Genomic DNA, 21,620 nt, shown 5'->3' with positions numbered 1-21,620 from the left:
GAAGCTGGAAGCTGGAAGCTGGAAGCTGGAAGCTGGAAGCTGGAAGCTGGAAGCTGGAAGACAGCATGAACCCCGACAGCACGGGGTCAAGGGTTTTTCTTCCCGCTTCAAGCTCTGGACGAAGTCCGGTCGGGTTTTCTTCCAGCTTCCAGGCGCGAAGCGCCGCTCTTCAAGCTTCTAGCTCCCGGACAAAGTCCGGTCGGGTTTTCTTCCAGCTTCCAGGCGCGAAGCGCCGCTCTTCAAGCTTCTAGCTCCCGGACAAAGTCCGGTCGGGTTTTCTTCCAGCTTCCAGGCGCAAAGCGCCGCTCTTCAAGCTTCTAGCTCCCGGACGAAGTCCGGGGTCATCCCACCCCGCCTCGCGGTAGTGGCGCGCCAGCGCCAGGCCGACGCCGCGATTGGCGCCGGAGACCAGGACAGTGGATACCATCTTTCAACACTCCTTTTGCGCGATATTTTGCTCAAAAAAGCCTTACTCTCAAAATAGTGCGTCATATACTTCTCAAAACTCACCAATCTGTCTTATTCTGAGCACTATAGTGCTCAGAGCTGACTCTTATGCAACTGACCATTCAGATCCACCACCAGGCCGGCTGGCGGGACGTGGCCCTGCTGGAGATACCCGATCCCGCCCGAGGCACCCGGGGCCCCGTTAGGCTCGGCTACCTTCAGGACTACGCTCTGGACTGGATGTTCCACGACGATGAGCATGCCTGCAGCCTGACCCTCCCCGTCGAACTGATGATGACCCATGACGGGGATCGATGGTTTGGCTTCCTGGAAGACATCATGCCGGCCGGCGCCAGCCGTCGATACTGGATCGACCACCTGGGCCTGCAGGACCTTCCTCCCGGCGAGCAGGACAGCGAACTGCTGCGGCGTGGCACCATCGCCCCGGTCGGTAACCTGCGCATCCGCGAGGCGGTCCCGCCACGGCCAGCCGGCAACGCCCTCGAGGCGCTGCGCTTCCCGATCGCGGACGTACTGGAACGACACACCGACTTCCTGGAATATGCCCAGCAGATGGGGGCCGCCAGCGGCGGGGCCACCGGCGCCGGCGGCGAGGCGCCCAAGCTGCTGGTACGGCGCACGCCGGGCGACGAGGTCTGGATCGACACCTGGCAGGATGACGCGATCACACCGGATGCCCACTACCTGGTCAAGTTTCCACGGGGGCGGCGCAGCGATGACGACTGCGACATCCTGCGCGCCGAGTACTACTACTACCGTGAACTGCATGCCCTGGGTATCGACACCATCCCCCCCGACGGGCTGGAACTCCACGAGGGAGACCGTTATCCGTCGCTGTGGCTACCCCGCTTCGACGTCGAGTGGCATCAGGGTCGTCTGCATCGCCATGGCCTGGAGTCAGTCTATGCGCTGCTCGGCGTCGCTCCCGGGACTCACCTTCGCCACCCGGCCGTCATACGCCGCCTGGTGATGCTGCTGGAGGGGCAACAACGGGTTCGCGAGAGCAGCGCCCACTTCGATACCGCCGCCTTCGTCAGCGAGTGGGTCAAGCGCGACCTGCTCAACCTGGCCTTCGGCAACTCCGACAACCACGGCCGCAACGCCGCGCTACTCAAGTGTCCCGAGGGCATCTGGCATGCCCCGGTCTACGACTTCGCACCCATGAAGGCCGACCCGGAGGGCATCACCCGTACCACACAATGGGGGGCCGACCTGGAACGGGGCGGCGACGTCGACTGGCCGGCGGTCGCCGACCACCTGGGCGACTTGGTGGCGCCGGAGCGGTTGATGGCCGAGCTGTGCGAACTGGGCGACCGTCTACGCGGGCTGCGCGAGCGCCTGGCGAAACGCGGCGTGCCGGAGAGGATTCTCGACATGCCGGCGGTAGGCCTGACCGGTCTCGACCGCCGACTGGCGCGCTGGGGGCTGGCATGAAGCCTCGGCTGCACTCGCCAGACGAACGCCAGGCGGCGCTGCTTGAACAACTGCGCCTGCTGATCCGCGGCGAGACGACCGAGGGCCGGGTGCTGCGCACCCTGCGCCGCGAGGTGCTTGGGCTGACCCAGAAGACCTACGCCGAACGGGTCGGGGTCAGCCGGCGCACCCTGTCGGACATTGAGCGCGATGCGGGCAATGCGTCGATGGCGAGTCTGGACCGGGTCTTCCGGCCACTGGGACTGAGGGTCGGCCTGCTGCCGCGGCAGCCCGAACTGCTGGCGGCACTGGTCGAAGACGCCTCTTCCTGACTCTCGAAGCGGGTCCTGACACCGGACGGCCGGCGTCAGGGTGTTTCCGGCAGTGCATCGCGCCCTACTGAGCCGTCCACCCCAGGTCGATGTTCCAGCTGGCCCCCGTGACGGCACCGGCGGCATCGGATGCCAGATAACCGACCAGCGAGGCGACTTCGCCGGGATCGATCAGTCGCTTCACGGCAGCATTCTTGAGCATGATCTGCTCGATGACCTCCTGCTCTTCCATGCCATGCATCCGAGCCTGATCGGCGATCTGGTTGTCGACCAGCGGTGTCTTGACGTAGGCCGGACAGAGGGCATTAGCGGTGATGCCCTGCTCCCCCCCTTCGAGCGCCGCCGTCCTGGTCAGGCCGATCATCCCGTGCTTGGCGCTGACATAGGCCGCCTTGCCGGGCGAGGCGACCTGGGCGTGTACCGAAGCAATGTTGATGATGCGTCCCCAGCCCCCTTCCCGCATGGAAGGCCAGGCAGCCTGGGTCAACAGGAAGGGCGCCGTCAGCATCAGGTCGATGATGTGCCGCCACTTGTCCTCGGGGAACGTCTCGATGGGCGAGACATGCTGGATGCCGGCGTTGTTGACCAGAATATCGAGATGGCCGAAGCGCTGGATCGCATCCTGTACCGCCGCCCGGCAGGCATCACCATCGGTGAGATCGGCCTGGTGGAAGGCGGCGCCGGCACGTTCGGCGACGTCCTTGCCGGCCGGATTGAAATCCACGGCAAGGACCTGGTACCCCTGCTCGCAAAAGTGGCGGACCACCGCCTCACCGATACCACTGCTGGTGCCGGTGACCAGGGCGACGCGGGGTGTCGGGGCATTGCCATTCATAACGACTCCTCGGAGGGCTGTACAAGAGGCTTTGACCAAGAGAACGCGTTACAGGCGGTCGTGACGCGCACGGAAAACGACCTCAAGCATAGGGCAAAGTCCACTGACCTGCCTATCACCCACCCGCATCGACATTCGACAGCCGGATCGTGATACAGGACACTGAACGCAACGAGACATCAACGCCGAGGAGCCAGCCATCATGACCCCCGAGCAACGACTGGAAATCGCCGAGGACATCGCCCGGCAAGCCGGCCGCATGATCCGCGACGCGCGCGCGGATCAGGATTTCGGCCAGCGCTACAAGGAGGGGCAGGAGTTGGTGACCGACGCCGATGTCGAGGTGGATACCTACATCAGCGAGCGACTGCAGACCGACTTTCCCGACGAACAACGCCTCAGCGAGGAACTGGCACCGGACCGCGAAGCCCTGGAAGCCCCCAGGGCACTCTGGGTGGTGGATCCCATCGACGGCACCGTCAACTTCGCCCATGGACTCCGCCATGTGGCGGTTTCCATCGGCTGGGCGAGCGGCGGGCATCTGCGCCTCGGCGTGGTACACGCTCCCTTTCTCGACGAGACCTACACGGCATTGGCCGGTCATGGTGCCTGGCGCAACGGCGAACCTATCCAGGCCAGTCGGGCGCCGCAACTCAAGCGGGCACTGATAGGTACCGGTTTTCCCTACCGACGCGACAGCCGTCCCCCGCTGATGCGCCGACTGATGGCCGTGTTGACCCATTGCCAGGATGTCCGTCGCAATGGTTCGGCAGCCCTCGACCTCTGCGATGTCGCCTGCGGCCGGCTGGATGCCTACTACGAAAGCGTCTCGCCCTGGGACTTCGCCGCCGGACTGCTGATCGCCCGGGAAGCCGGCGCCCGCACCGGCCACCTCTACCCCGGCCCGGGCGGCATCCCCGAGGATCTCTACGGCGAGAATCTGCTGGTCAGCAGCCCCGGGCTGCATGACGAACTGGGCGATCTACTGCGCCGCGCCGATGCCAGTGACCTCTCGTCCTGGTAGAGCCTGATAGGCTGACACAATGATGGTCTTTCGGCGGTGCTATTGGCCAAATGCCGATCGCTCGGTCACAATATCGGCCGACTCCCTCGATCCATTTCATTCATGCATCCCGCGATGCAAGGAGACAGCTGATGTTCGTCGTCATCTTCGGCCGCCCCGCCTGCCCGTTCTGCGTCCGTGCCAAGGCACTCGCCGAGAAGCTGGAAAGCGCCGGCGCCATCGATGGCTTCCGCTACGTGGATATCCACGAGGAAGGCATCACCAAGGCCGACATGGAAAAGACCATCGGCAAGCCGGTAGAGACGGTGCCGCAGATCTTTGCCGACCAGACGCACATCGGCGGTTTCACCGAATTCGACCAGTATGTCGCCGAACAAGGGCTGCTGTCCGCCGCCACGCAATGAGCCTGGCCCTCTCGAAAAGACCGCCTCCGGGCGGTCTTTTTTCTTGCGGCTTTCTCGTCAAAGCGATTTGAAGATGTCCCCGCACACCGTTACCTCCTCCCTCGTTGAATCTCCCCACACCGAAGCCGTTTACAATCTTCATATTCGAGCACGGGAAAGCGCGTCGGCGTTTCGCGGGCGTTCGGCAGCGGCCACGAGGGTCCCTGACCACGCCGCCCGGGACGTGACCGTCACGGAAGACGGCACCGAATCGCGGCGCTTTCAGAACCGCACAGGGCGTCGGCATTTAAAGGATCGAGGATGCAACGGGAAGCGTTTATCCAGCAATTGTGGCTGGATTATGTTCACCATCAGCCGGATATCGGTGGGCTGCGTCTCTGGCCGGTAACCGCAAGGGCAGAGTACCTGACGCTGCTCACACTCAGTCACGGCCCCTGGGCAATGGAAGCACTCCTGCCGGTTCTGGCGGAACATGGCTACCGGCCTCGTCACCGCTACGCCATGGCCGATCGCGGCCTACTGGTCACTCTGCTGGGCCCGACCGATCAGGAGGGTCCCTGGCTGGTACTCGCCGAGCTGCAGCTCGGCACCCTGTCTCGCCGCCCCCGGGAGCGCCTGCGCCGACTCGTCGATCGCGCCGACGCCTCCCCCGTCTCTCTGCCCTGCGGGGGACGCCCCTGGCCCATGCCGAGCTGGGATGACTACCAGACCCTGGTGGACGCACACCCGCTGGCGGGCTGGCTCGCGGTGATGGGGACCCGTGTCCATCACTCGGGATTCGACTGCAGTGATCTCGGTGACGACATTCAGCACCTCGACGAACGGCTGCGCCAGACCGGCTTTTCCGGCGACGCCGACCGCCACCGAGGCGTCTTTCCTGTCTCGCCATTGCTCGACTACCGCTTCTACGCAACGCATTCCCAACGCCTGCCCTTTGCCGACGGCGATCTCCATCGCGTCCCGCTCGGGGGGCTGGCCCTGGTGCAGAAAAGGGTCAACGCCAATCAGGAACGCAGCGTCGAGCTGCTTCTCCCGCACCATACCCTCTGCGAACTGGGTTGATGGCGTTTTCCTGATCCTCCCGATGTCGATGCAGTGCATCATCGCCATCCACAATTTCTGTGGATAACGCTGTGAATCGGCCCGGTAGAACCCCGCCCAGGCGGCTTGCCGACGACCCCGGGCTCGAAATGGTCAGATTTTCGGCAGGCAGACCGTCAGACGGCCCCGAAGGGCCGTCGGCAACATCCTCAGTCGACGAACGTCATCTCCGGCACATGCTCGGGTACGATGAGACGTCCGGCGGTCTTCTCCTGGATCTCCTCGACGCTGACCCCCGGGGCGCGTTCCTTGAGCACGAAGGCGCCGTCCTCGATCTCCAGATACGCCAGGTCGGTCAGCACGCGATTGATGCAGCCGGCGCCGGTCAGCGGCAGGGTGCACTGCTCGAGCAGCTTCGAATCACCGTGCTTGGAAGCATGGGTCATGGTGCAGATGATGTTCTCGGCCCCGGCCACCAGATCCATGGCGCCGCCCATGCCCTTGATCAGCTTGCCGGGAATCATCCAGGAAGCGATGTTGCCGTGTTGATCGATCTCGAAGGCGCCGAGCACGGTGAGATCGACATGTCCGCCGCGGATCATCGCGAAGGATTCCGCCGAGGAGAAGATCGCCGCGCCGGGACGAGCGGTGACGGTCTGCTTGCCGGCATTGATCATGTCCGGATCGAGCTCCTCCTCGGTGGGAAAGCGCCCCATGCCGAGCAGGCCGTTCTCGGACTGCAACATCACATCGATGTCGTCGGGGACGTAGTTGGCCACCAGGGTCGGGATGCCGATGCCCAGGTTGACGTAGAAACCGTCCTCGAGTTCGCGCGCCACGCGCCTTGCCATCTGTTCGCGAGTCAGTGCCATCTTGATGCCTCTTGTATCTTGTAAGGGATAAACGCCGTCGGACCAATGCCGGGGGCAGATCGTAGAGGAGGTCCGACGCCATGAATGGCGTCGGTAGCGCCCAGGGAGGGGTTCATAGCGCCTCCTCGTAGATCTGCCCCCGGCGCCCTCTCGTGCTACCCAACGGCGGATGTCCGGAAGACGGAGAAAAACGCTCAGCTTTCGTGCACGGTGCGCTTTTCAATACGCTTCTCGAAGCTGCCCTGGATGATGCGGTCGACATAGATACCCGGGGTATGGATCTGATCGGGCCGCAGCTCACCGGGCTCGACGATCTCTTCCACCTCGACCACGGTGACGCGACCGGCGGTGGCGGCCAGCGGATTGAAGTTCTGGGCGGTGTCCCGGTAGACGACATTGCCGTAACGATCGGCCTTCCAGCCCTTGACGATGGCGAAGTCGCCGACCACCGACTCCTCGAGGATACAAGGACGTCCATTGAACTCGCGGACTTCCTTGCCCTCGCCGATGGGCGTGCCATAACCGGTGGCGGTATAGAAGGCGGGAATGCCCGCGCCCCCGGCACGCATCTTCTCGGCCAGGGTCCCCTGGGGCGTGAGAACGACCTCGATCTCGCCTTCCAGCATCTGCTGTTCGAAGAGTGCGTTCTCGCCCACGTAGGACGCATGGATAGCGCTGATCTGCTTGTCTTCGAGCAGGACACCGAGGCCGAAGCCATCGACGCCGCAGTTGTTGGAATAGACCGTCAGGTCCTTGACGCCGCGGCGCTTGATCTCGTTGATCAGATTCTCGGGGATGCCACATAGCCCGAAGCCGCCGGCGATGAGGGTCATGCCGCTCTCGATGCCGGCCATCGCCGCTTCATAGGAATCTACACGCTTGTCGAATCCGGCCATATCGGTGCCTCGATGGTTACCAGGGAATTGTGGAAACACCGCATAAATACCTGCGCGAGCAAATCGCTACGTTACGCGGTGCTCGAAAGCTCGCCTAACCCTCGTTATGTCTCGCTTTCTGTGCGCCGGGCGCCTTGCGTGACCCACAAGGATGTGGGAAATGCGATGGCCCGTCGGGAACGGGCCTAGCCTTCGCCACGCTCGGTGATTTATTCAGCGCTTCCTTGTTGTCGGCGTTCCGTCCTCACGGAACCTTGCCCTGCAGTGTCACGGGCAAGCCATCTATTTGTTAAGTTTGTTTTTCTTATCATTTCTTTGTTAAAACCAATAAATCACATCGCCATGAGGCGCCCATCATGACCGTCAAGCAGCTCCGGGCCTTTCTCGCCGTGGCCCAGACCCTCAGCTTTACCCAGGCCTGTGAGCGACTGCACCTCTCGCAACCGGCCCTCAGCCTGACCATCAAGGGGCTCGAGGACACGCTCGGCGGACGGCTGCTCAACCGCAGCACACGCAGCGTGCGTCTGACCCCGGAGGGCGAGACTCTGCTGCCGCTGGCCAAGCGCCTGCTGGCAGACTGGGACAACACCGAGGAAATGTTGCGCCAGCGCTTCACATTGCGACTCGGCAGCGTGGCGGTGGCCGCCATGCCCTCCTTCGCCGGAAACCAGCTCCCTGCGTTACTGGCCAGCTTTCGCCGGCGTCATCCCGGCATCAATGTCACCGTGCATGATGTGATCAACGAAGATGTCATCGACATGGTCCGCCAGGGGCGCGTCGAACTGGGGATCGCCTTCGAGCCCGAAGCCGGGGAGACGCTACGGGTCGACCCCCTCTTCATGGACCGCTTCGTCGCCGTGGTGCCCGCCGATTCTCCGCTCGCCGACCACCACGCTCTCGACTGGGCCCAGTTGTTGACGCAGGATTTCATCACCCTGCAACGCCCTTCCATGGTGCGACGGATGCTCGAGCGACGCCTCGGCGACGACGGCATTTCACTGGCAGTGGCCTTCGAGAGTCACCAATTGACCACGGTGGGACGCATGGTTGCCGATGGCCTGGGGGTCAGTGCCGTACCGTCACTGTGTATCGATCAGATGCACGAGCTCGGTGCACGCTGCCTGCCACTGCACTCCCCGATCATCGAACGTTCGGTCGGCGTGCTCTCGCCGAGAACCGGTGAGCTCTCGGTGGCCGCCCAGGCACTGCGCGACGTGCTTCGCGATGGCGTCACGCCGCCGACGCTGGCCACCCCGGGGACCCGGCGCTGAACGCCACCGCCTTCCCCTGTATCGCCTCCCCATGACGCGATCGACACGCTCAGGCTGCTAAGCTTTGTCTGAAAAGAATGATGGATGGCCAGCGCCCGCCGCCCGAAACACGTCGACCGAAACCCGATGAGAGGAACGACATGAACGCTCCACTCTGGCACCCCTCCCCCGAGACCATCGCCACCACGCAAATGGCGACCCTGATGCGCCGCATCGAGGCCGAATATGGCGCGCAGCTCCGTGACTATGCCGACCTCCATGCCTGGAGTGTCGAACACGCCGATCGCTTCTGGTCGCTGCTGTGGGACAGCTTCGGGGTCATTGCCGAGCACCGCGGCAAGCGAGTGCTCGAGGCCCCCGAAGCCATGCCGGGGGCACGCTGGTTTCCCGACGCTCGCCTCAACTTCGCCGCCAACCTGCTGCGGCGCCGCGACGAGGCCCCGGCACTGATTGCCCACGACGAGCGTGGACGCCGACGCGAGCTGAGTCATGCCGCGCTCTATCGGCATGTCGCCAGACTCGCCCGGGCACTGCGCAACGACGGTGTCGAACCGGGCGACCGAGTCGCCGGTTTCGTCCCCAACAGCGAGCATGCGGTGATCGCCATGCTGGCGACGGCAAGCCTCGGCGCCGTCTGGTCGTCCTGCTCTCCAGACTTCGGTTTTCAGGGTGTCCTCGACCGTTTCGGCCAGATCACTCCCCGGGTACTGATCGCTGCCGACGGCTACACCTGGAACGGCAAGCCTATCGATACCCGCCCTCGACTGGCCGAGATCGCCCGCGCCCTCGATGGGCTGGACAGCCTGGTGGTGTTTCCCTTCCTCGAGGATGCTCCCTCGCTGGACGAGGTTCCCGGCGCGGTGGCCTGGGACGACTACCTCGACAATGACGCCGAGGAAATCGACTTCCTCCCCCGGCCCTTCGACCATCCGCTCTACATCCTCTACTCATCGGGCACCACCGGTACCCCCAAGTGCATAGTCCACAGTGCCGGCGGCACCCTGCTCCAGCACCTCAAGGAACACCGCCTGCATACCGACCTCTCGGCCTCGGACACCCTCTTCTACTACACCACCTGCGGCTGGATGATGTGGAACTGGCTGGCCTCGGGACTGGCCAGTGGTGCGACCCTGGTGCTGTTCGACGGTGCCGCCTTCGCCCCCGACCCCGACGTTCTATGGCGTATCGCCGCACGCGAGGGCATCACGGTGTTCGGTACCAGTGCCCGCTACCTGGCCGCCTGCGAGAAGGAAGGACTCGTCCCGGGCCGTGATCACGACCTGGCACCGCTGCGCACGGTCCTCTCCACGGGCTCGGCGCTGTCCCACGAGTCCTTCGACTATGTCTACCGCGACATCAAGAGTGACCTCTTGCTGGCCTCGATATCCGGCGGCACCGATATCGTGTCCTGCTTCGCCCTCGGGTGCCCGATCCGCCCGGTCCATCGAGGCCAACTGCAATGCCGGGGGCTGGGCATGGCCGTGGACGTCTTCGACGACGATGGCCGACCGCTGCGCGGCGAAAAGGGCGAGCTCGTCTGCACTCGCCCTTTCCCCTCGATGCCGATCGGCTTCTGGAACGACCCGAACGGCGAACGCTATCACGACGCCTACTTCGCCACCTTCCCCGGTATCTGGGCCCACGGCGATTACGCCGAGATCACCCCCGAGGATGGCTTGATCATCCACGGCCGCTCCGATGCCGTGCTCAACCCCGGCGGGGTAAGAATCGGTACCGCCGAGATCTATCGTCAGGTCGAGAAGGTCGAGAGCGTGCTGGAATCACTCTGCATCGGCCAGGAATGGGGTGACGATATCCGCGTGGTGCTGTTCGTGCGGTTGCGGGACGATCTGACCCTCGATGACGCCCTGCGCGACGAGATCAAGACGACCATTCGCGCCAATACCACCCCTCGCCATGTGCCGGCTCGCATCATTCAGGTCGACGACCTGCCGCGCACGCTCTCGGGGAAGCTCGTCGAGCTGGCGGTACGCAACGTGGTCCATGGTCGCCCGGTCAAGAATCGCGAGGCCCTGGCCAACCCCGAGGCCCTGTCGCTGTTCGAGGCGCTGCCTGAATTGCGCGACTGATCCGTCGTCTCTCGGGGATGTCATCTGGCGACCAGGCACATTCTCCATTAGCATTGCGGGCTGATAACGATCATGGAGGAGACCGGCATGTCGACCCTGAAGGGGATCGTCAGCCTGCTGCTGCTGACTCTCAACACCCTGTTCTGGGCGGTGCCGCTGATCGCGCTCACGCTGCTCAAGCTCGTCACTCCGGGGCGTCCCCTGCGACGCCGGGTGCTCACAGGACTCAACGCCGTCGCCCGCTGGTGGCTGGACGTCAATCTCTGGTGGATGCGCCGCTGGCTGTCACCGCGCCTGGACCTGGAGCTGCCCGATGGCCTGAGTCGCGATGACTGGTGGCTGGTCCTCTCCAACCATCGCAGCTGGACCGATATCTTCGTGCTGCTGATGGCCCTGCATCGGCGCATTCCCATGCCTCACTTCTTCGTCAAGCGACAGCTGATCTGGATCCCCGTCGTCGGGCTGGCCTTCTGGGCCCTGGAATTTCCGATGCTCAGGCGCCTGACCCGGGAACAACGCGAACGGCACCCTCATCTGGCGCGCCGCGACCGCGAAGCCACCGAGCGCATGTGTCGCCATGCCCGAGAACGCCCCATCGCCATCTACAACTTCGTCGAAGGCACCCGATTCACGCCTGCCAAGCACGCCGCTCGTCACAGCCCTTACCGGCACCTGCTTCCGCCCAGGGCAGGCGGCATCGCTCAGGTCGTCGGCTTGCTCGGTGACCGACTGGGCGGCATTCTCGATGTCACCCTGAGCTACGACGCCCCCGATCCGCACTTCTGGCGATTCCTGTGCGGCCAGGAGGGACTCATCCACCTCCGGGCACGCCATCTACCGGTGCCCGCCTGGATGCAGGCCGGCGACTATCATCAAGATTCGAACTACAAGGAACGCTTCCACTCATGGCTCAATGCCCTGTGGCAGGCAAAGGACGCCGCCCTCGATTCGCGCTGATACTGCTGTTCACCCTGCTGGCCGGTTGCGCCGGCCAGCCCTCGACATCGAGCGACGCCAGCGAAGCGACCGGCGCCCCCCATGCCGGCATCGCCGGTGACTGGATCTCCATCCGCCGCGGCGACACCCTCGGCAACATTGCCCAGCGTGCCGAGGTCCCTCTCGTCAGGCTGCAACGCTTCAACCCCGGCATCGACCCGAGGGGGCTCGCCGTCGGCCAGCGCGTCCTCGTGCCCGGCCAGCGAGAACGCGCTCCCTCCGGGGGCCCCTACCGCTATCAGATACGTCCCGGCGACACCTTTACCTCGGTGGCACGTCGTTTCGGAGCCGACCCGGGACGCGTGGTCGCGGCGAATCCCGGCGTGTCCGCCACCGATCTCAAGGTCGGCCAGTTGATCCAGGTCCCCCTTGGCGGCACCGGCACGTCCGCCTCGCGCGGCTCCCCGACCCCGACACGCCTGCCCGATCCCGGCACCGTGCCCGATGATGCCAAGGGATGGCCCTGGCCACTCGACGACTATGATGTGACGAGGCGTTTCGGCAAGGATGCCCACGGGACCCTGCAGCCCATGCTGCTCGCCACCGGCAAGGAGGCTCGTGCCAAGGCCGTGGCCGACGGCCAGGTACGTTTCGCCAACAGCATGCGCCAGCTCGGCCAGGTCGTCATCGTCCACCATCCGGACAACCTGCAGAGCGTATACGCGCGCTGCGCGCGGCTGCTCGTCGACAGTGGACAAGACGTCGAGCGCGGCACTCCCCTCTGCGTCGTGGATCAGACCACCGACGGTCGCCACGAGCTGCTGTTCGACATGCGCCATGGTGGCAAGCCAATGGATCCCCTCGATGTGCTGCGCTGAAGACGGCAGCGTCATCGGCTCTTCATCACGCTGTCGCCCGGCTGTCATCGACACCGGGCATGGTCGGTGTCAAAGGACGCCATCCCGGCGCCGGACGGCACGAGGATCGACATGCGCATCTGCCTGGTCAGCGAAACCTGGTCACCGGATATCAACGGTGTCGCCCATACCCTGAACCAATTGAGCACCGAGCTGTTGCGGCGGCATGCGACCCTGCAACTGGTGCGCCCCAGGCCGGCCGGGCAGACGCAGCGGGCCACCGGCATGAGTGCCGAACTTCAGGTCAGAGGGTTCTCGATGCCCGGTTATCGCGAAGTGCGTCTCGGCCTGCCGGCGGGTCGACGCCTGCAGCGGCTCTGGTCGGAAGAACGCCCCGACGTCATCTACGTGGCCACCGAGGGGCCTCTGGGCTGGTCGGCACTGCGCGCCGCCGAACGGCTCGATATTCCCGTCGTCAGCGGCTGGCATACCAACTTCGACCACTACTGCCGCGACTATGGCATCGGCTGGCTTTCGCCGCTGGTCACCCGACGCCTGCGCCACTTCCATAACCGCTGTGCCGGCACCCTGGTCCCCACCCGCCGACAGGCCGAGGAACTGACCGCCAGGGGGTTCGAGAACGTGCGCGTCATGGCACGCGGCATCGACGGCGACGACTTCTCGCCGAGGCACCGCTGCCCCGACCTGCGCGAGAGCTGGGACAGCGACGAACACCGCCCGGTGGCGCTGTATGTCGGCCGACTGGCGCCGGAGAAGAATCTCGACCTGCTGCGCGACACCTTCGCCGCCATGCTGGCGGCCCGCCCCGAAATGAGCATCGTGGTCGTCGGCGATGGCCCGGGCCGAAGCAGCCTGGAAAAAGCCTTGCCCGATGTCCGCTTCACCGGCTTCGTCGATCCACAGAGCCTGGCGCGCCATTATGCCAGTGCCGATATCTTCATCTTCCCGTCGATTTCCGAGACCTGGGGCAATGTGGTGCTCGAGGCCATGGCCAGCGGCCTGGCCGTCGTCGCCTTTCGCCATGCCGCCGGGGCCGAACTGATCGACGACGACATCAACGGCGTCAGCCTGACCGTCGGCGACGAGGACGGTTTTCGCGACGCCGCCGTTACCCTCAGCCAGCAGCCGGCACGCTACGGCCGGCTGGGCCGAGCGGCCCGCGAGCGGGCGCTGCAGTACCGCTGGCCCGCCATCACCGACGACTTCCTCGCCGCACTGAACCTCGCTCGGGAGGTGTCCGATGAAACCACGCACCCCTGCCGTGTTTGAACGGCTCGATCTGCTGGAATGGCAACTCTGCCAATGGATGGCCGGCTTCAGCATCTATCGCCGCTGGCTGGCCACCTTGAAGCTGGCCAGCCGAGCCGGGGACTGGCCCCTCTGGGTAGGGCTGATACTGCTGCAGCCCCTGCTCCATGACGCGGCGACAGGCTGGCGCCTGATGGCGCAATACGCCATCACCGCCCTGGCCGCCATCGCCTTCTACCGACTGGTCAAGACCCGGCTGTGTCGAGAACGCCCTTTCATCACCTTTCACACCATTGCCTGCAATGAGCCGGCCCGGGACCGCTACAGCTTTCCCAGCGGCCACACCATGCACGCGGTGATGTTCCTGACGCTGACCCTCGTACATGCTCCCTGGCTCGCGCCCTGGCTACTGCCGATCGTCTGCCTGATTGCCATTTCGCGCGTCGGGCTCGGTCTGCACTACATCAGCGACGTCATCGCCGGCGCGGCCATCGGCTACGCCTTTGCGCTGGCTAGCCTGCACCTGGCCGGCTGAGAAACGCCGTGGCATGCTGAACGCATGTCACTCTTCCTCCATGAAAGCGGCGGCGAGGTCCTGCTGAATTCGCCGCCGCTGATCCGTCATGCGGCGTTGCTGGACGATGCCGATGCCACGACGGCCCTGCATCGTCTCGACGCCGAACTCGACTGGCAGCGCCCGGCTCTGCGGCTGTATGGGCGCGAGCATCCGATTCCCCGTCGGCAGGTCTGGATGGGCGATGTCGGCTATCGCTACTCGGGCCGGCATTTCTCGCCGGATCCCTGGCATCCCTGTGTGCTCGCGATTCGCGACGCCGTCCAGCGGCATATCGCTACCCTCGGTATCGGGACAGGGTTCAACAGCGTACTGCTCAACCGTTACGCCGATGGTCAGGATCGCATGGGCTGGCACAGCGACGATGAGCCCGAGCTCGGCGACACCCCCTTGATCGCCGCCGTGAGCCTGGGTGTCGACCGTCCCCTGCGTTTCCGCTGGAAGGACCGACATGCTCCGGCCTTCAATGTTGATCAACCCCATGGCAGCCTGTTGCTGATGGGCGCCGGCGTACAGTCGCGGCTCGAGCACAGCCTGCCCACCCGACGACATCAGGGGCTACGGATCAGCCTGACGTTCCGCAGGATACTGCCCGATCGGGACCCGTGCAGATCATGAAAAAACGGCTACCCTCCAGGGCAGCCGTTCCTTTCGTCACTATTTAAATGATAGATAACGGTATAATGCCAGCCGCGATCCTCAACCTCGATAATAGCCCGGCTTCACGAAGGGCATTCTGGTCACCGTCATCGGAAGGCGCTTGCCACGCACCTCCGCGTAGACGATGGTATCGATGGCCGACTGATCGATCGTCACGTAGCCCATGGCCACCGGACGCCCGATGCTCGGACCGAAGCCGCCGGAGCTCACGGTACCGATCGCATTGCCGTCGCCATCATACAGCTCGGTCCCCTCTCGCACCGGAGCACGGCCTTCACCCAGCAGTCCCACTCGCTTGCGCTGGTGATCCTTCTCGGCCACCTGATGCAAGATGAGATCGGCACCGGGAAAACCGCCGGGACGCTCGCCCTCTCGACGACGCGGCTTGCCGATCGCCCAGATCAGGCCTCCTTCCACCGGCGTCGTCGTGGTGTCGATATCGTGACCGTAGAGACACAGCCCGGCCTCGAGGCGCAGGGAATCCCGCGCGCCCAGGCCGATCGCCTCGACGTCTTCCTCGGCCAGCAGGCGCCGAGCCAGTGCGTCGGTCTGCTCCGCGGGCACGGAAATCTCGAAACCGTCCTCGCCGGTATAACCGCTGCGACTGATCCACACGTCGATTCCTTCGATGGTGAAGCGACCGTGCTGCATGAACACCATCTCGACCGCTTCGGGGCACAACCGCTGCATCACCGATGCGGCTTCAGGCCCCTGCAGCGCCAACAGGCCACGATCCAGCACCTCGATTTCGTGCCCGGGCAAGCCACGACGCAGGTGTGCGATATCCTGCTCCTTGCAGGCGGCGTTCACCACCAGGTAGAGATGATCCCCGGCATTGACGATCATCAAGTCATCGAGAATGCCGCCATCCTCGGCGGTGAACAGGCCGTAACGCTGCCGGCCGTCGGGCAACCCGACCAGATCCGCCGGCACCAGCGTCTCCAACGCCTCGGCCGGATTCGATCCGCGCAACAACACCTGCCCCATGTGGGAGACGTCGAACAGCCCACAGGCACGACGGGTATGCTCGTGTTCCTTCTTGACGCCCAGTTCGTATTGCACGGGCATCGAATAGCCCGCGAAAGGCACCATCCGTGCCCCGAGTTCCACATGCAGATCGAAGAGCGGCGTCTTGCGTTGTTCGTTCATCGGTTCACTAACCTTTCCCATGAAATCGAATGAGCATGGCCGGCACTCCGCCGGCCATGTCATGACTTACTTGTCGAGATCTTCGCCGGGCAGGATTTCCTTGCCGTCGAAGTAGTCCTTCGTCAGCTTGAAGACCACCGGCGACAACAGTGCCAGGGCGATCAGGTTGGGAATCGCCATCATGGCATTGAAGACGCTGGCCAACAGCCACACGAAGCCGAGCGGCAGCACGGAACCCACGAAGATTGCCAGGATGTAGACCACCCGATAGATCTTGATCGCCCCCACGCCGAACAGGTACTCGAAGCACTTCTCGCCGTAGAACGCCCAGCCCAGGATGGTCGTGAAGGCGAACACCGCCAGGGCAAAGGACACCACGTACTGCCCGACCCCCGGGAGCGCATCATTGAAGGACATGGCCGTCAGTGCCGCCCCGGTTTCGCCGGAGGTCCAGGTCGTGGTCAGGATCGCCAGAGCGGTGATGGAGCACACCACGATGGTGTCGATGAACGTCCCCAGCATGGCGATCAGGCCCTGGCGCACCGGGTTCTTGGTCTGCGCGGCCGCATGGGCGATGGGCGCGCTGCCCAGCCCCGCCTCGTTGGAGAACACGCCGCGGGCCACACCGAACTGGATGGCCTTGGCCACCGCCGCGCCGGCGAAACCACCCGCCGCGGAGATCGGCGTGAAGGCGTGACCGAAGATCATGCCCAACGCCGCGCCGACCTGATCGGCATTGATGATCAGGACCAGCAGGCCACAGACGATATAGGCCACGGCCATCACCGGTACCAGCTTGCCTGCCACCTTGGCGATACGCTTGATGCCGCCGAGGATGACCGCACCGGCCAGCACCATGATCACCAGGCCGGTGATCCAGTGCGGCAGGCCGATCGACTCGCCGAGACCATCGGCCACGGAGTTGGACTGCACGGTGTTGCCGATACCAAAGGCAGCCACGGCGCCGAACAGCGCAAAGGCGCCACCGAGCCAGCCCCACTTCTTGCCGAGGCCATTGCGGATATAGTACATGGGACCGCCGACGTGATCGCCGGCCTCATCCACCTGGCGATAGCGCACCGCCAGCACCGCCTCGGCAAACTTGGTCGCCATGCCGACCAGGGCGGTGATCCACATCCAGAAGACCGCACCGGGCCCACCCAGGAAGATGGCCGTTGCCACCCCGGCGATATTGCCGGTCCCGATGGTCGCCGACAGCGAGGTCATCAACGCGTTGAAGGGTGACACCTCACCGTCTTTCTCGTCGCCTTCGGCCGTCCGGCGACCGCCCCACAACAGCTTGAAGCCCATCCCCAGCTTGCGAATGGGCAGTAGCTTGAGTCCCAGTTGCAGATAGAGGCCGACCCCCAGCAACAGCACCAGCATCAAGGGGCCCCAGACGACGCTTTCGATCGCCGTCAATATATTGGTCAAGGTTTCCACGTTTCGTCTCCCTAAGATTTCTTGTTATGCACCAACGTGCATGGCTTTCATGGGCAGCCTGGACCGCGATGATACGAACAGGCGTACCATAGCGAATCCTTCCGTTGGCGCTCCAGTCTCCTATTGGAAAATCTCGGGATTTCTCCCTCGCACAGAACAAAGTATAGTCATCGGCCCGCCGGATCTTGCGCCTCGGCCGTATCGAAGCGCCTCTGCCCGAGCCCCCTCGAACGCGACTACCGGCCAGAAATAGAAACTAATTTCCCATAGGAAACACCGAACACTGTAGCGGCCGCTCCCGGGCCGAGCAAGTTCGGCATGCTTCGTCACCATCCGGGAGCTGCGAGTCCTCCCGGCCGCCACCCCGAGCCATCGAACGAGACACCGCCGCACCTCGCGCCAAGCCCCTCTCACCGTGAGAAACAGCCGAGCAGGGCAAGCGCGGACCGACTTTCATGGGCATTTGCCCGGGGGTTTTCTAAGATGGGGATGGGCGTATCCCACGCAACACGGATATCGACGCCTTCGGGGCTCGCCAAATGGCTTCGATGGCGTTAGGATTTCATCCAACTCAGAAAACCTTTTTCGTATAGGAAAACATCATGAGCTCTATCCCCCCCAATCTGCGCTACGCCGAGAGCCACGAGTGGATTCAGGACAACGGTGACGGGACGGTGACCATCGGCATTACCGACCATGCCCAACAGTCCCTGGGCGATGTGGTGTTCGTCGAATTGCCCGAAGTCGGCGCGTCGCTCGCCAAGGGCGACGAGTTCGGCGTGGTCGAATCGGTCAAGGCCGCCTCGGACCTGTACGCGCCGATATCCGGCGAAGTGATCGAGGTCAACGAATCCCTCGAGGACGCTCCCGAGGCCATCAACGAATCGCCCTACGAAGACGCCTGGATCATGAAGGTGCGCCTCGAGGACGGCACCGATCTGGACGACCTCCTCGACGCCGATGCCTATCAGGCCATCGCTGCCGCCGAAGAGTGATCCCGCCCGGCCCGGCCGAAGCCGGCCGGGCCTTGCCCTTTCCTTCATGTCCGGCACTCGGGTGCCACCACGTCATCAATAGGTATGTCATGGCTTTCGATAATCGCCGCCTGGCCGATCTGGCCAACCACGATGCCTTCCTCCAGCGCCACAACGGCCCCGACGCCGAGGATGTGGCCGCCATGCTGGAAACGCTGGATATCGACGGCATGGCCAGTCTCATCGATCGTACCGTTCCGGCAGGCATCCGCCTGGGGCGCGAGCTGGACCTGGATCCGCCACGCAGCGAAGCCGAAGCCCTGGATTACCTCTACCGACTGGCGCGTCAGAACCGCGTGGCCAAGAGCTATATCGGTCAAGGGTATTACGACACCCTGCTGCCGGCGGTGATCCAGCGCAACGTGCTGGAGAACCCCGGCTGGTACACCGCCTATACGCCGTATCAGCCGGAGATCTCCCAGGGGCGCCTGGAAGGCCTGCTGAACTTCCAGCAGATGGTCATGGATCTCACCGGCATGAGCCTGGCCAATGCCTCGCTGCTCGACGAGGCGACCGCCGCCGCCGAGGCCATGGCGCTCTGCCGGCGCGCCAACAAGAAGGCCAGGAGCAATGCCTTCTTCGTCGCCGAGGATGTCTTCCCGCAGACCCTGGACGTGGTTCGCACCCGAGCTCACTACTTCGGCTTCGAGCTGATCGTTGCCCCCGCCGAGCAACTGGCCGAACACGATGTCTTCGGCGCCCTGCTGCAGTATCCCGGCGATAGCGGACGCATCCGTGATCTCGCTCCCCTGCTGGACGCCGCCGGGGAAAAGGGCATCATGACCTGCGTGGCGGCCGATATCATGTCGCTGGTGCTGCTCAAGGAGCCGGGCGCACTGGGCGCCGACATGGTGGTCGGCTCGGCGCAACGCTTCGGGGTGCCCATGGGCTTCGGCGGCCCTCACGCCGCCTTCTTCGCCACCTCTGACAAGCTCAAGCGCTCGATTCCCGGCCGCATCATCGGCGTCTCCCGGGACGAACGGGGACAGACCGCCCTGCGCATGGCCATGCAGACGCGCGAACAGCACATTCGTCGCGAAAAGGCGACCTCCAACATCTGCACCGCCCAGGCCCTGCTGGCCAACATCGCCGGTTTCTATGCCGTCTATCACGGCGCCGAGGGCCTGCGCACCATCGCCGGACGGATCCACCGGCTGACCACCATCCTGGCCGAAGGCCTGCGTCGCGCCGGTGTCACCCTGGCCAGCGACAGCTGGTTCGACACCCTGCGCTTGACCGGCGTGGACGCCGGCAAGATCCACGGACGCGCCATGGCCCAGGACGTCAACCTGCGCTATTTCGAGGGCGGCGATGTCGGCCTGAGTCTCGACCAGACCACCACCGCCCATGACGTGGCATTGCTCTTCGATGTCCTGCTCGGCGAAGAACACGATCTTTCCGTGTCGGTCCTGGACGCCGAGATCGTCGCCGCGGGCACCAGCGGCATTCCCGAGGCTTGCCAGCGCGACTCCAACTTCCTCACCCACCCGACCTTCCAGCGCTATCACAGCGAGACCGAGATGCTGCGTTATCTCAAGCGTCTCGAAAACAAGGATCTTTCACTGGCGCATGCCATGATCCCCCTCGGCTCGTGCACCATGAAGCTCAACGCCACCGCCGAGATGATGCCCATCACCTGGCCCGAGCTCGCGCGCATCCACCCCTTCGCGCCCAAGGACCAGGTAGCCGGCTACAAGCAGATCATCGACGAGCTGGCCGCCTTCCTGGAGGAAATCACCGGCTACGATCATATCGCCATGCAGCCCAACTCCGGTGCCCAGGGCGAATATGCCGGTCTGGTAGCCATTCGCCGCTATCAGTCGGCCCAGGGCGAAGGGCATCGGGATGTCTGCCTGATCCCCAGCTCGGCCCACGGCACCAACCCGGCCTCGGCGGCCATGGTCCACATGAAGGTGGTGGTGGTCGAGTGCGATGCAGACGGCAACATCGACCTGTCCGACCTGCGTGCCAAGGCCGAAAAGCACCACGATGCGCTCTCGGCGATCATGCTCACCTACCCTTCTACCCATGGGGTCTTCGAAGAGGATGTGCGCGAGGCCTGCGAGATCGTCCATGAACATGGCGGCCAGGTCTACATCGATGGCGCCAACATGAACGCCCAGGTGGGCCTGGCACGTCCCGGCGACTTCGGCGGTGACGTCTCCCACCTCAATCTCCACAAGACCTTCTGTATCCCCCATGGTGGAGGCGGCCCCGGCATGGGCCCCATCGGCGTCAAGGCGCACCTGGCGCCCCATGTCCCCAATCACGGCGTACGCGCCCTGGAGGGCGTCGAGGCCGACGCCGGGGCGGTAGCGGCAGCCCCCTTCGGCAGCGCCTCGATCCTGCCGATATCCTGGGCCTACATCAAGATGATGGGGGCTCGGGGGCTGCGCGAAGCCACCGAGCTGGCCATCCTCGGTGCCAACTACATCGCGCATCGCCTCGATGAGCATTATCCGGTCCTCTACAGGGGCGCCAACGGCACCGTGGCCCACGAGTGCATCATCGATATCCGCCCGCTCAAGGCTGCCTCCGGCATCAGCGAGGAAGACATTGCCAAGCGATTGATGGATTACGGTTTCCACGCGCCAACCATGTCCTTCCCGGTGCCCGGCACCCTGATGATCGAGCCCACCGAATCGGAATCGCGCTATGAGCTGGACCGTTTCTGCGATGCCATGATCGGCATCCGCGAAGAGATCGCCCGGGTCGAGTCGGGTGAGTGGCCGGCGGACAACAATCCCCTGGTCAGGGCGCCGCACACCATGGCCGACCTGATGAACGACGCCTGGGAGCGCCCCTATTCCCGTGAAACCGGCGCCTTCCCTTCCCCGGCCGTCAAGGCGGCCAAATACTGGCCCGCGGTCAACCGGGTCGACAATGTCCAGGGCGACCGCCAGTTGATCTGCTCCTGCCCGAGCATCGACGCCTACCGGGACTGACCCCTCGAAAGCATGACGCCCCGCTCATCATGAACTGACCCCCAATCGTTGGACGGTTCATTCAGCCGGCGCTCAAGGCCTGAGTCCTGTACTTTACGGGGCTCAGG

Annotated in this window: 20 protein-coding genes; 15 read left to right on the top strand and 5 right to left on the bottom strand. The window is 64.4% G+C overall.

What is annotated here, in order from left to right; translation table 11 throughout:
• From LU493_RS18870 to LU493_RS18860, 3 genes are all read left to right on the top strand, one after another.
• The coding region (locus LU493_RS18870; protein ID WP_275289356.1) for a hypothetical protein at window positions 1-181 on the top strand (181 nt) is incomplete at its 5' end.
• A gap of 374 nt (window positions 182-555) precedes the next feature.
• A complete protein-coding gene (locus LU493_RS18865) occupies window positions 556-1,902 on the top strand; it encodes a type II toxin-antitoxin system HipA family toxin (protein WP_275289355.1) in 1,347 nt (448 codons plus the stop codon).
• Window positions 1,899-2,213, top strand: a complete 315-nt coding sequence (locus LU493_RS18860; protein WP_275289354.1) for a helix-turn-helix transcriptional regulator — start codon at window positions 1,899-1,901, stop codon at window positions 2,211-2,213. The genes LU493_RS18865 and LU493_RS18860 overlap by 4 nt, the downstream gene beginning before the upstream one ends.
• A 64-nt stretch (window positions 2,214-2,277) precedes the next feature.
• Here the strand turns inward: LU493_RS18860 and LU493_RS18855 are convergent, their stop codons facing one another.
• Window positions 2,278-3,048, bottom strand: coding sequence for a 3-hydroxybutyrate dehydrogenase (locus tag LU493_RS18855; protein WP_275289353.1), 771 nt, complete (start codon window positions 3,046-3,048; stop codon window positions 2,278-2,280).
• Window positions 3,049-3,250: 202 nt separating this feature from the next.
• Between LU493_RS18855 and LU493_RS18850 the strand changes: the two genes are divergently transcribed.
• The 3 genes from LU493_RS18850 (at window position 3,251) to LU493_RS18840 (ending at window position 5,538) form a co-directional block, all read left to right on the top strand.
• Window positions 3,251-4,072, top strand: a complete 822-nt coding sequence (locus LU493_RS18850) for an inositol monophosphatase family protein (RefSeq protein WP_275289352.1) — start codon at window positions 3,251-3,253, stop codon at window positions 4,070-4,072.
• A 131-nt stretch (window positions 4,073-4,203) separates the two neighbouring features.
• Window positions 4,204-4,476, top strand: a complete 273-nt coding sequence (locus LU493_RS18845) for a GrxA family glutaredoxin (protein WP_275289351.1) — start codon at window positions 4,204-4,206, stop codon at window positions 4,474-4,476.
• 300 nt (window positions 4,477-4,776) lie between these two features.
• On the top strand, window positions 4,777-5,538 hold the full coding sequence (locus LU493_RS18840; protein ID WP_275289350.1) for a DUF1338 domain-containing protein: 762 nt from the start codon (window positions 4,777-4,779) through the stop codon (window positions 5,536-5,538).
• 188 nt (window positions 5,539-5,726) lie between these two features.
• On the opposite strand, the gene LU493_RS18835 is transcribed toward LU493_RS18840, so the two are convergent.
• Together LU493_RS18835 and LU493_RS18830 are read right to left on the bottom strand one after the other, a co-directional pair.
• On the bottom strand, window positions 5,727-6,389 hold the full coding sequence (locus LU493_RS18835; protein ID WP_275289349.1) for a CoA transferase subunit B: 663 nt from the start codon (window positions 6,387-6,389) through the stop codon (window positions 5,727-5,729).
• Window positions 6,390-6,583: 194 nt separating this feature from the next.
• Window positions 6,584-7,285 (bottom strand): CoA transferase subunit A, encoded by a 702-nt coding sequence (locus tag LU493_RS18830; RefSeq protein WP_275289348.1) that lies wholly within the window; start codon window positions 7,283-7,285, stop codon window positions 6,584-6,586.
• A gap of 356 nt (window positions 7,286-7,641) precedes the next feature.
• Between LU493_RS18830 and LU493_RS18825 the strand changes: the two genes are divergently transcribed.
• The 7 genes from LU493_RS18825 (at window position 7,642) to LU493_RS18795 (ending at window position 14,900) form a co-directional block, all read left to right on the top strand.
• Window positions 7,642-8,556 (top strand): LysR family transcriptional regulator, encoded by a 915-nt coding sequence (locus LU493_RS18825; protein ID WP_275289347.1) that lies wholly within the window; start codon window positions 7,642-7,644, stop codon window positions 8,554-8,556.
• Between the two features lie 140 nt (window positions 8,557-8,696).
• Window positions 8,697-10,646 (top strand): acetoacetate--CoA ligase, encoded by a 1,950-nt coding sequence (locus LU493_RS18820; RefSeq protein ID WP_275289346.1) that lies wholly within the window; start codon window positions 8,697-8,699, stop codon window positions 10,644-10,646.
• A gap of 87 nt (window positions 10,647-10,733) precedes the next feature.
• Window positions 10,734-11,603, top strand: a complete 870-nt coding sequence (locus tag LU493_RS18815) for an acetyltransferase (RefSeq protein ID WP_275289345.1) — start codon at window positions 10,734-10,736, stop codon at window positions 11,601-11,603.
• A complete protein-coding gene (locus tag LU493_RS18810) occupies window positions 11,552-12,460 on the top strand; it encodes a LysM peptidoglycan-binding domain-containing protein (protein ID WP_275289344.1) in 909 nt (302 codons plus the stop codon). Before LU493_RS18815 ends, LU493_RS18810 begins: the two co-directional genes overlap by 52 nt.
• 111 nt (window positions 12,461-12,571) lie before the next feature.
• Window positions 12,572-13,729, top strand: coding sequence for a glycosyltransferase family 4 protein (locus LU493_RS18805; protein ID WP_275289343.1), 1,158 nt, complete (start codon window positions 12,572-12,574; stop codon window positions 13,727-13,729).
• Window positions 13,701-14,243, top strand: a complete 543-nt coding sequence (locus LU493_RS18800; RefSeq protein ID WP_275289342.1) for a phosphatase PAP2 family protein — start codon at window positions 13,701-13,703, stop codon at window positions 14,241-14,243. The genes LU493_RS18805 and LU493_RS18800 overlap by 29 nt, the downstream gene beginning before the upstream one ends.
• Before the next feature lie 24 nt (window positions 14,244-14,267).
• Complete coding sequence (locus tag LU493_RS18795; RefSeq protein WP_275289341.1) at window positions 14,268-14,900, top strand: alpha-ketoglutarate-dependent dioxygenase AlkB family protein; 633 nt, start codon at window positions 14,268-14,270, stop codon at window positions 14,898-14,900.
• 81 nt (window positions 14,901-14,981) lie between these two features.
• Here LU493_RS18795 and gcvT read toward each other — a convergent pair whose 3' ends face one another.
• The gene (gene gcvT, locus LU493_RS18790) at window positions 14,982-16,091 is read right to left on the bottom strand and encodes a glycine cleavage system aminomethyltransferase GcvT (protein ID WP_275289340.1); all 1,110 of its coding nucleotides are present in this window, start codon (window positions 16,089-16,091) and stop codon (window positions 14,982-14,984) included.
• A 66-nt stretch (window positions 16,092-16,157) separates the two neighbouring features.
• Window positions 16,158-17,534, bottom strand: coding sequence for an alanine/glycine:cation symporter family protein (locus tag LU493_RS18785; protein WP_275289339.1), 1,377 nt, complete (start codon window positions 17,532-17,534; stop codon window positions 16,158-16,160).
• 602 nt (window positions 17,535-18,136) lie between these two features.
• Here LU493_RS18785 and gcvH point away from each other — a divergent pair.
• Window positions 18,137-18,529: a glycine cleavage system protein GcvH gene (gene gcvH / locus LU493_RS18780; RefSeq protein ID WP_275289338.1), complete on the top strand. Its 393-nt coding sequence runs from the start codon at window positions 18,137-18,139 to the stop codon at window positions 18,527-18,529.
• Window positions 18,530-18,618: 89 nt separating this feature from the next.
• Window positions 18,619-21,513: an aminomethyl-transferring glycine dehydrogenase gene (gene gcvP / locus LU493_RS18775; protein ID WP_275289337.1), complete on the top strand. Its 2,895-nt coding sequence runs from the start codon at window positions 18,619-18,621 to the stop codon at window positions 21,511-21,513.
• Window positions 21,514-21,620: the final 107 nt, after the last annotated feature.

The organism is Halomonas elongata (assembly GCF_029081005.1).
GTDB classification, from domain to species: domain Bacteria; phylum Pseudomonadota; class Gammaproteobacteria; order Pseudomonadales; family Halomonadaceae; genus Halomonas; species Halomonas elongata_B.
The sequence above is the reverse complement of the archived record's forward strand: the minus strand, read 5'-3'. Positions and strand labels throughout refer to the sequence as shown.

Coding starts and splice junctions, on each gene's coding strand:
- LU493_RS18865 (WP_275289355.1), top strand. CDS start 556: ATGCAACTGACCATTCAGATCCACCACCAGGCCGGCTGGCGGGACGTG.
- LU493_RS18860 (WP_275289354.1), top strand. CDS start 1,899: ATGAAGCCTCGGCTGCACTCGCCAGACGAACGCCAGGCGGCGCTGCTT.
- LU493_RS18855 (WP_275289353.1), bottom strand. CDS start 3,048: ATGAATGGCAATGCCCCGACACCCCGCGTCGCCCTGGTCACCGGCACC.
- LU493_RS18850 (WP_275289352.1), top strand. CDS start 3,251: ATGACCCCCGAGCAACGACTGGAAATCGCCGAGGACATCGCCCGGCAA.
- LU493_RS18845 (WP_275289351.1), top strand. CDS start 4,204: ATGTTCGTCGTCATCTTCGGCCGCCCCGCCTGCCCGTTCTGCGTCCGT.
- LU493_RS18840 (WP_275289350.1), top strand. CDS start 4,777: ATGCAACGGGAAGCGTTTATCCAGCAATTGTGGCTGGATTATGTTCAC.
- LU493_RS18835 (WP_275289349.1), bottom strand. CDS start 6,389: ATGGCACTGACTCGCGAACAGATGGCAAGGCGCGTGGCGCGCGAACTC.
- LU493_RS18830 (WP_275289348.1), bottom strand. CDS start 7,285: ATGGCCGGATTCGACAAGCGTGTAGATTCCTATGAAGCGGCGATGGCC.
- LU493_RS18825 (WP_275289347.1), top strand. CDS start 7,642: ATGACCGTCAAGCAGCTCCGGGCCTTTCTCGCCGTGGCCCAGACCCTC.
- LU493_RS18820 (WP_275289346.1), top strand. CDS start 8,697: ATGAACGCTCCACTCTGGCACCCCTCCCCCGAGACCATCGCCACCACG.
- LU493_RS18815 (WP_275289345.1), top strand. CDS start 10,734: ATGTCGACCCTGAAGGGGATCGTCAGCCTGCTGCTGCTGACTCTCAAC.
- LU493_RS18810 (WP_275289344.1), top strand. CDS start 11,552: ATGGCTCAATGCCCTGTGGCAGGCAAAGGACGCCGCCCTCGATTCGCG.
- LU493_RS18805 (WP_275289343.1), top strand. CDS start 12,572: ATGCGCATCTGCCTGGTCAGCGAAACCTGGTCACCGGATATCAACGGT.
- LU493_RS18800 (WP_275289342.1), top strand. CDS start 13,701: ATGAAACCACGCACCCCTGCCGTGTTTGAACGGCTCGATCTGCTGGAA.
- LU493_RS18795 (WP_275289341.1), top strand. CDS start 14,268: ATGTCACTCTTCCTCCATGAAAGCGGCGGCGAGGTCCTGCTGAATTCG.
- gcvT (WP_275289340.1), bottom strand. CDS start 16,091: ATGAACGAACAACGCAAGACGCCGCTCTTCGATCTGCATGTGGAACTC.
- gcvH (WP_275289338.1), top strand. CDS start 18,137: ATGAGCTCTATCCCCCCCAATCTGCGCTACGCCGAGAGCCACGAGTGG.
- gcvP (WP_275289337.1), top strand. CDS start 18,619: ATGGCTTTCGATAATCGCCGCCTGGCCGATCTGGCCAACCACGATGCC.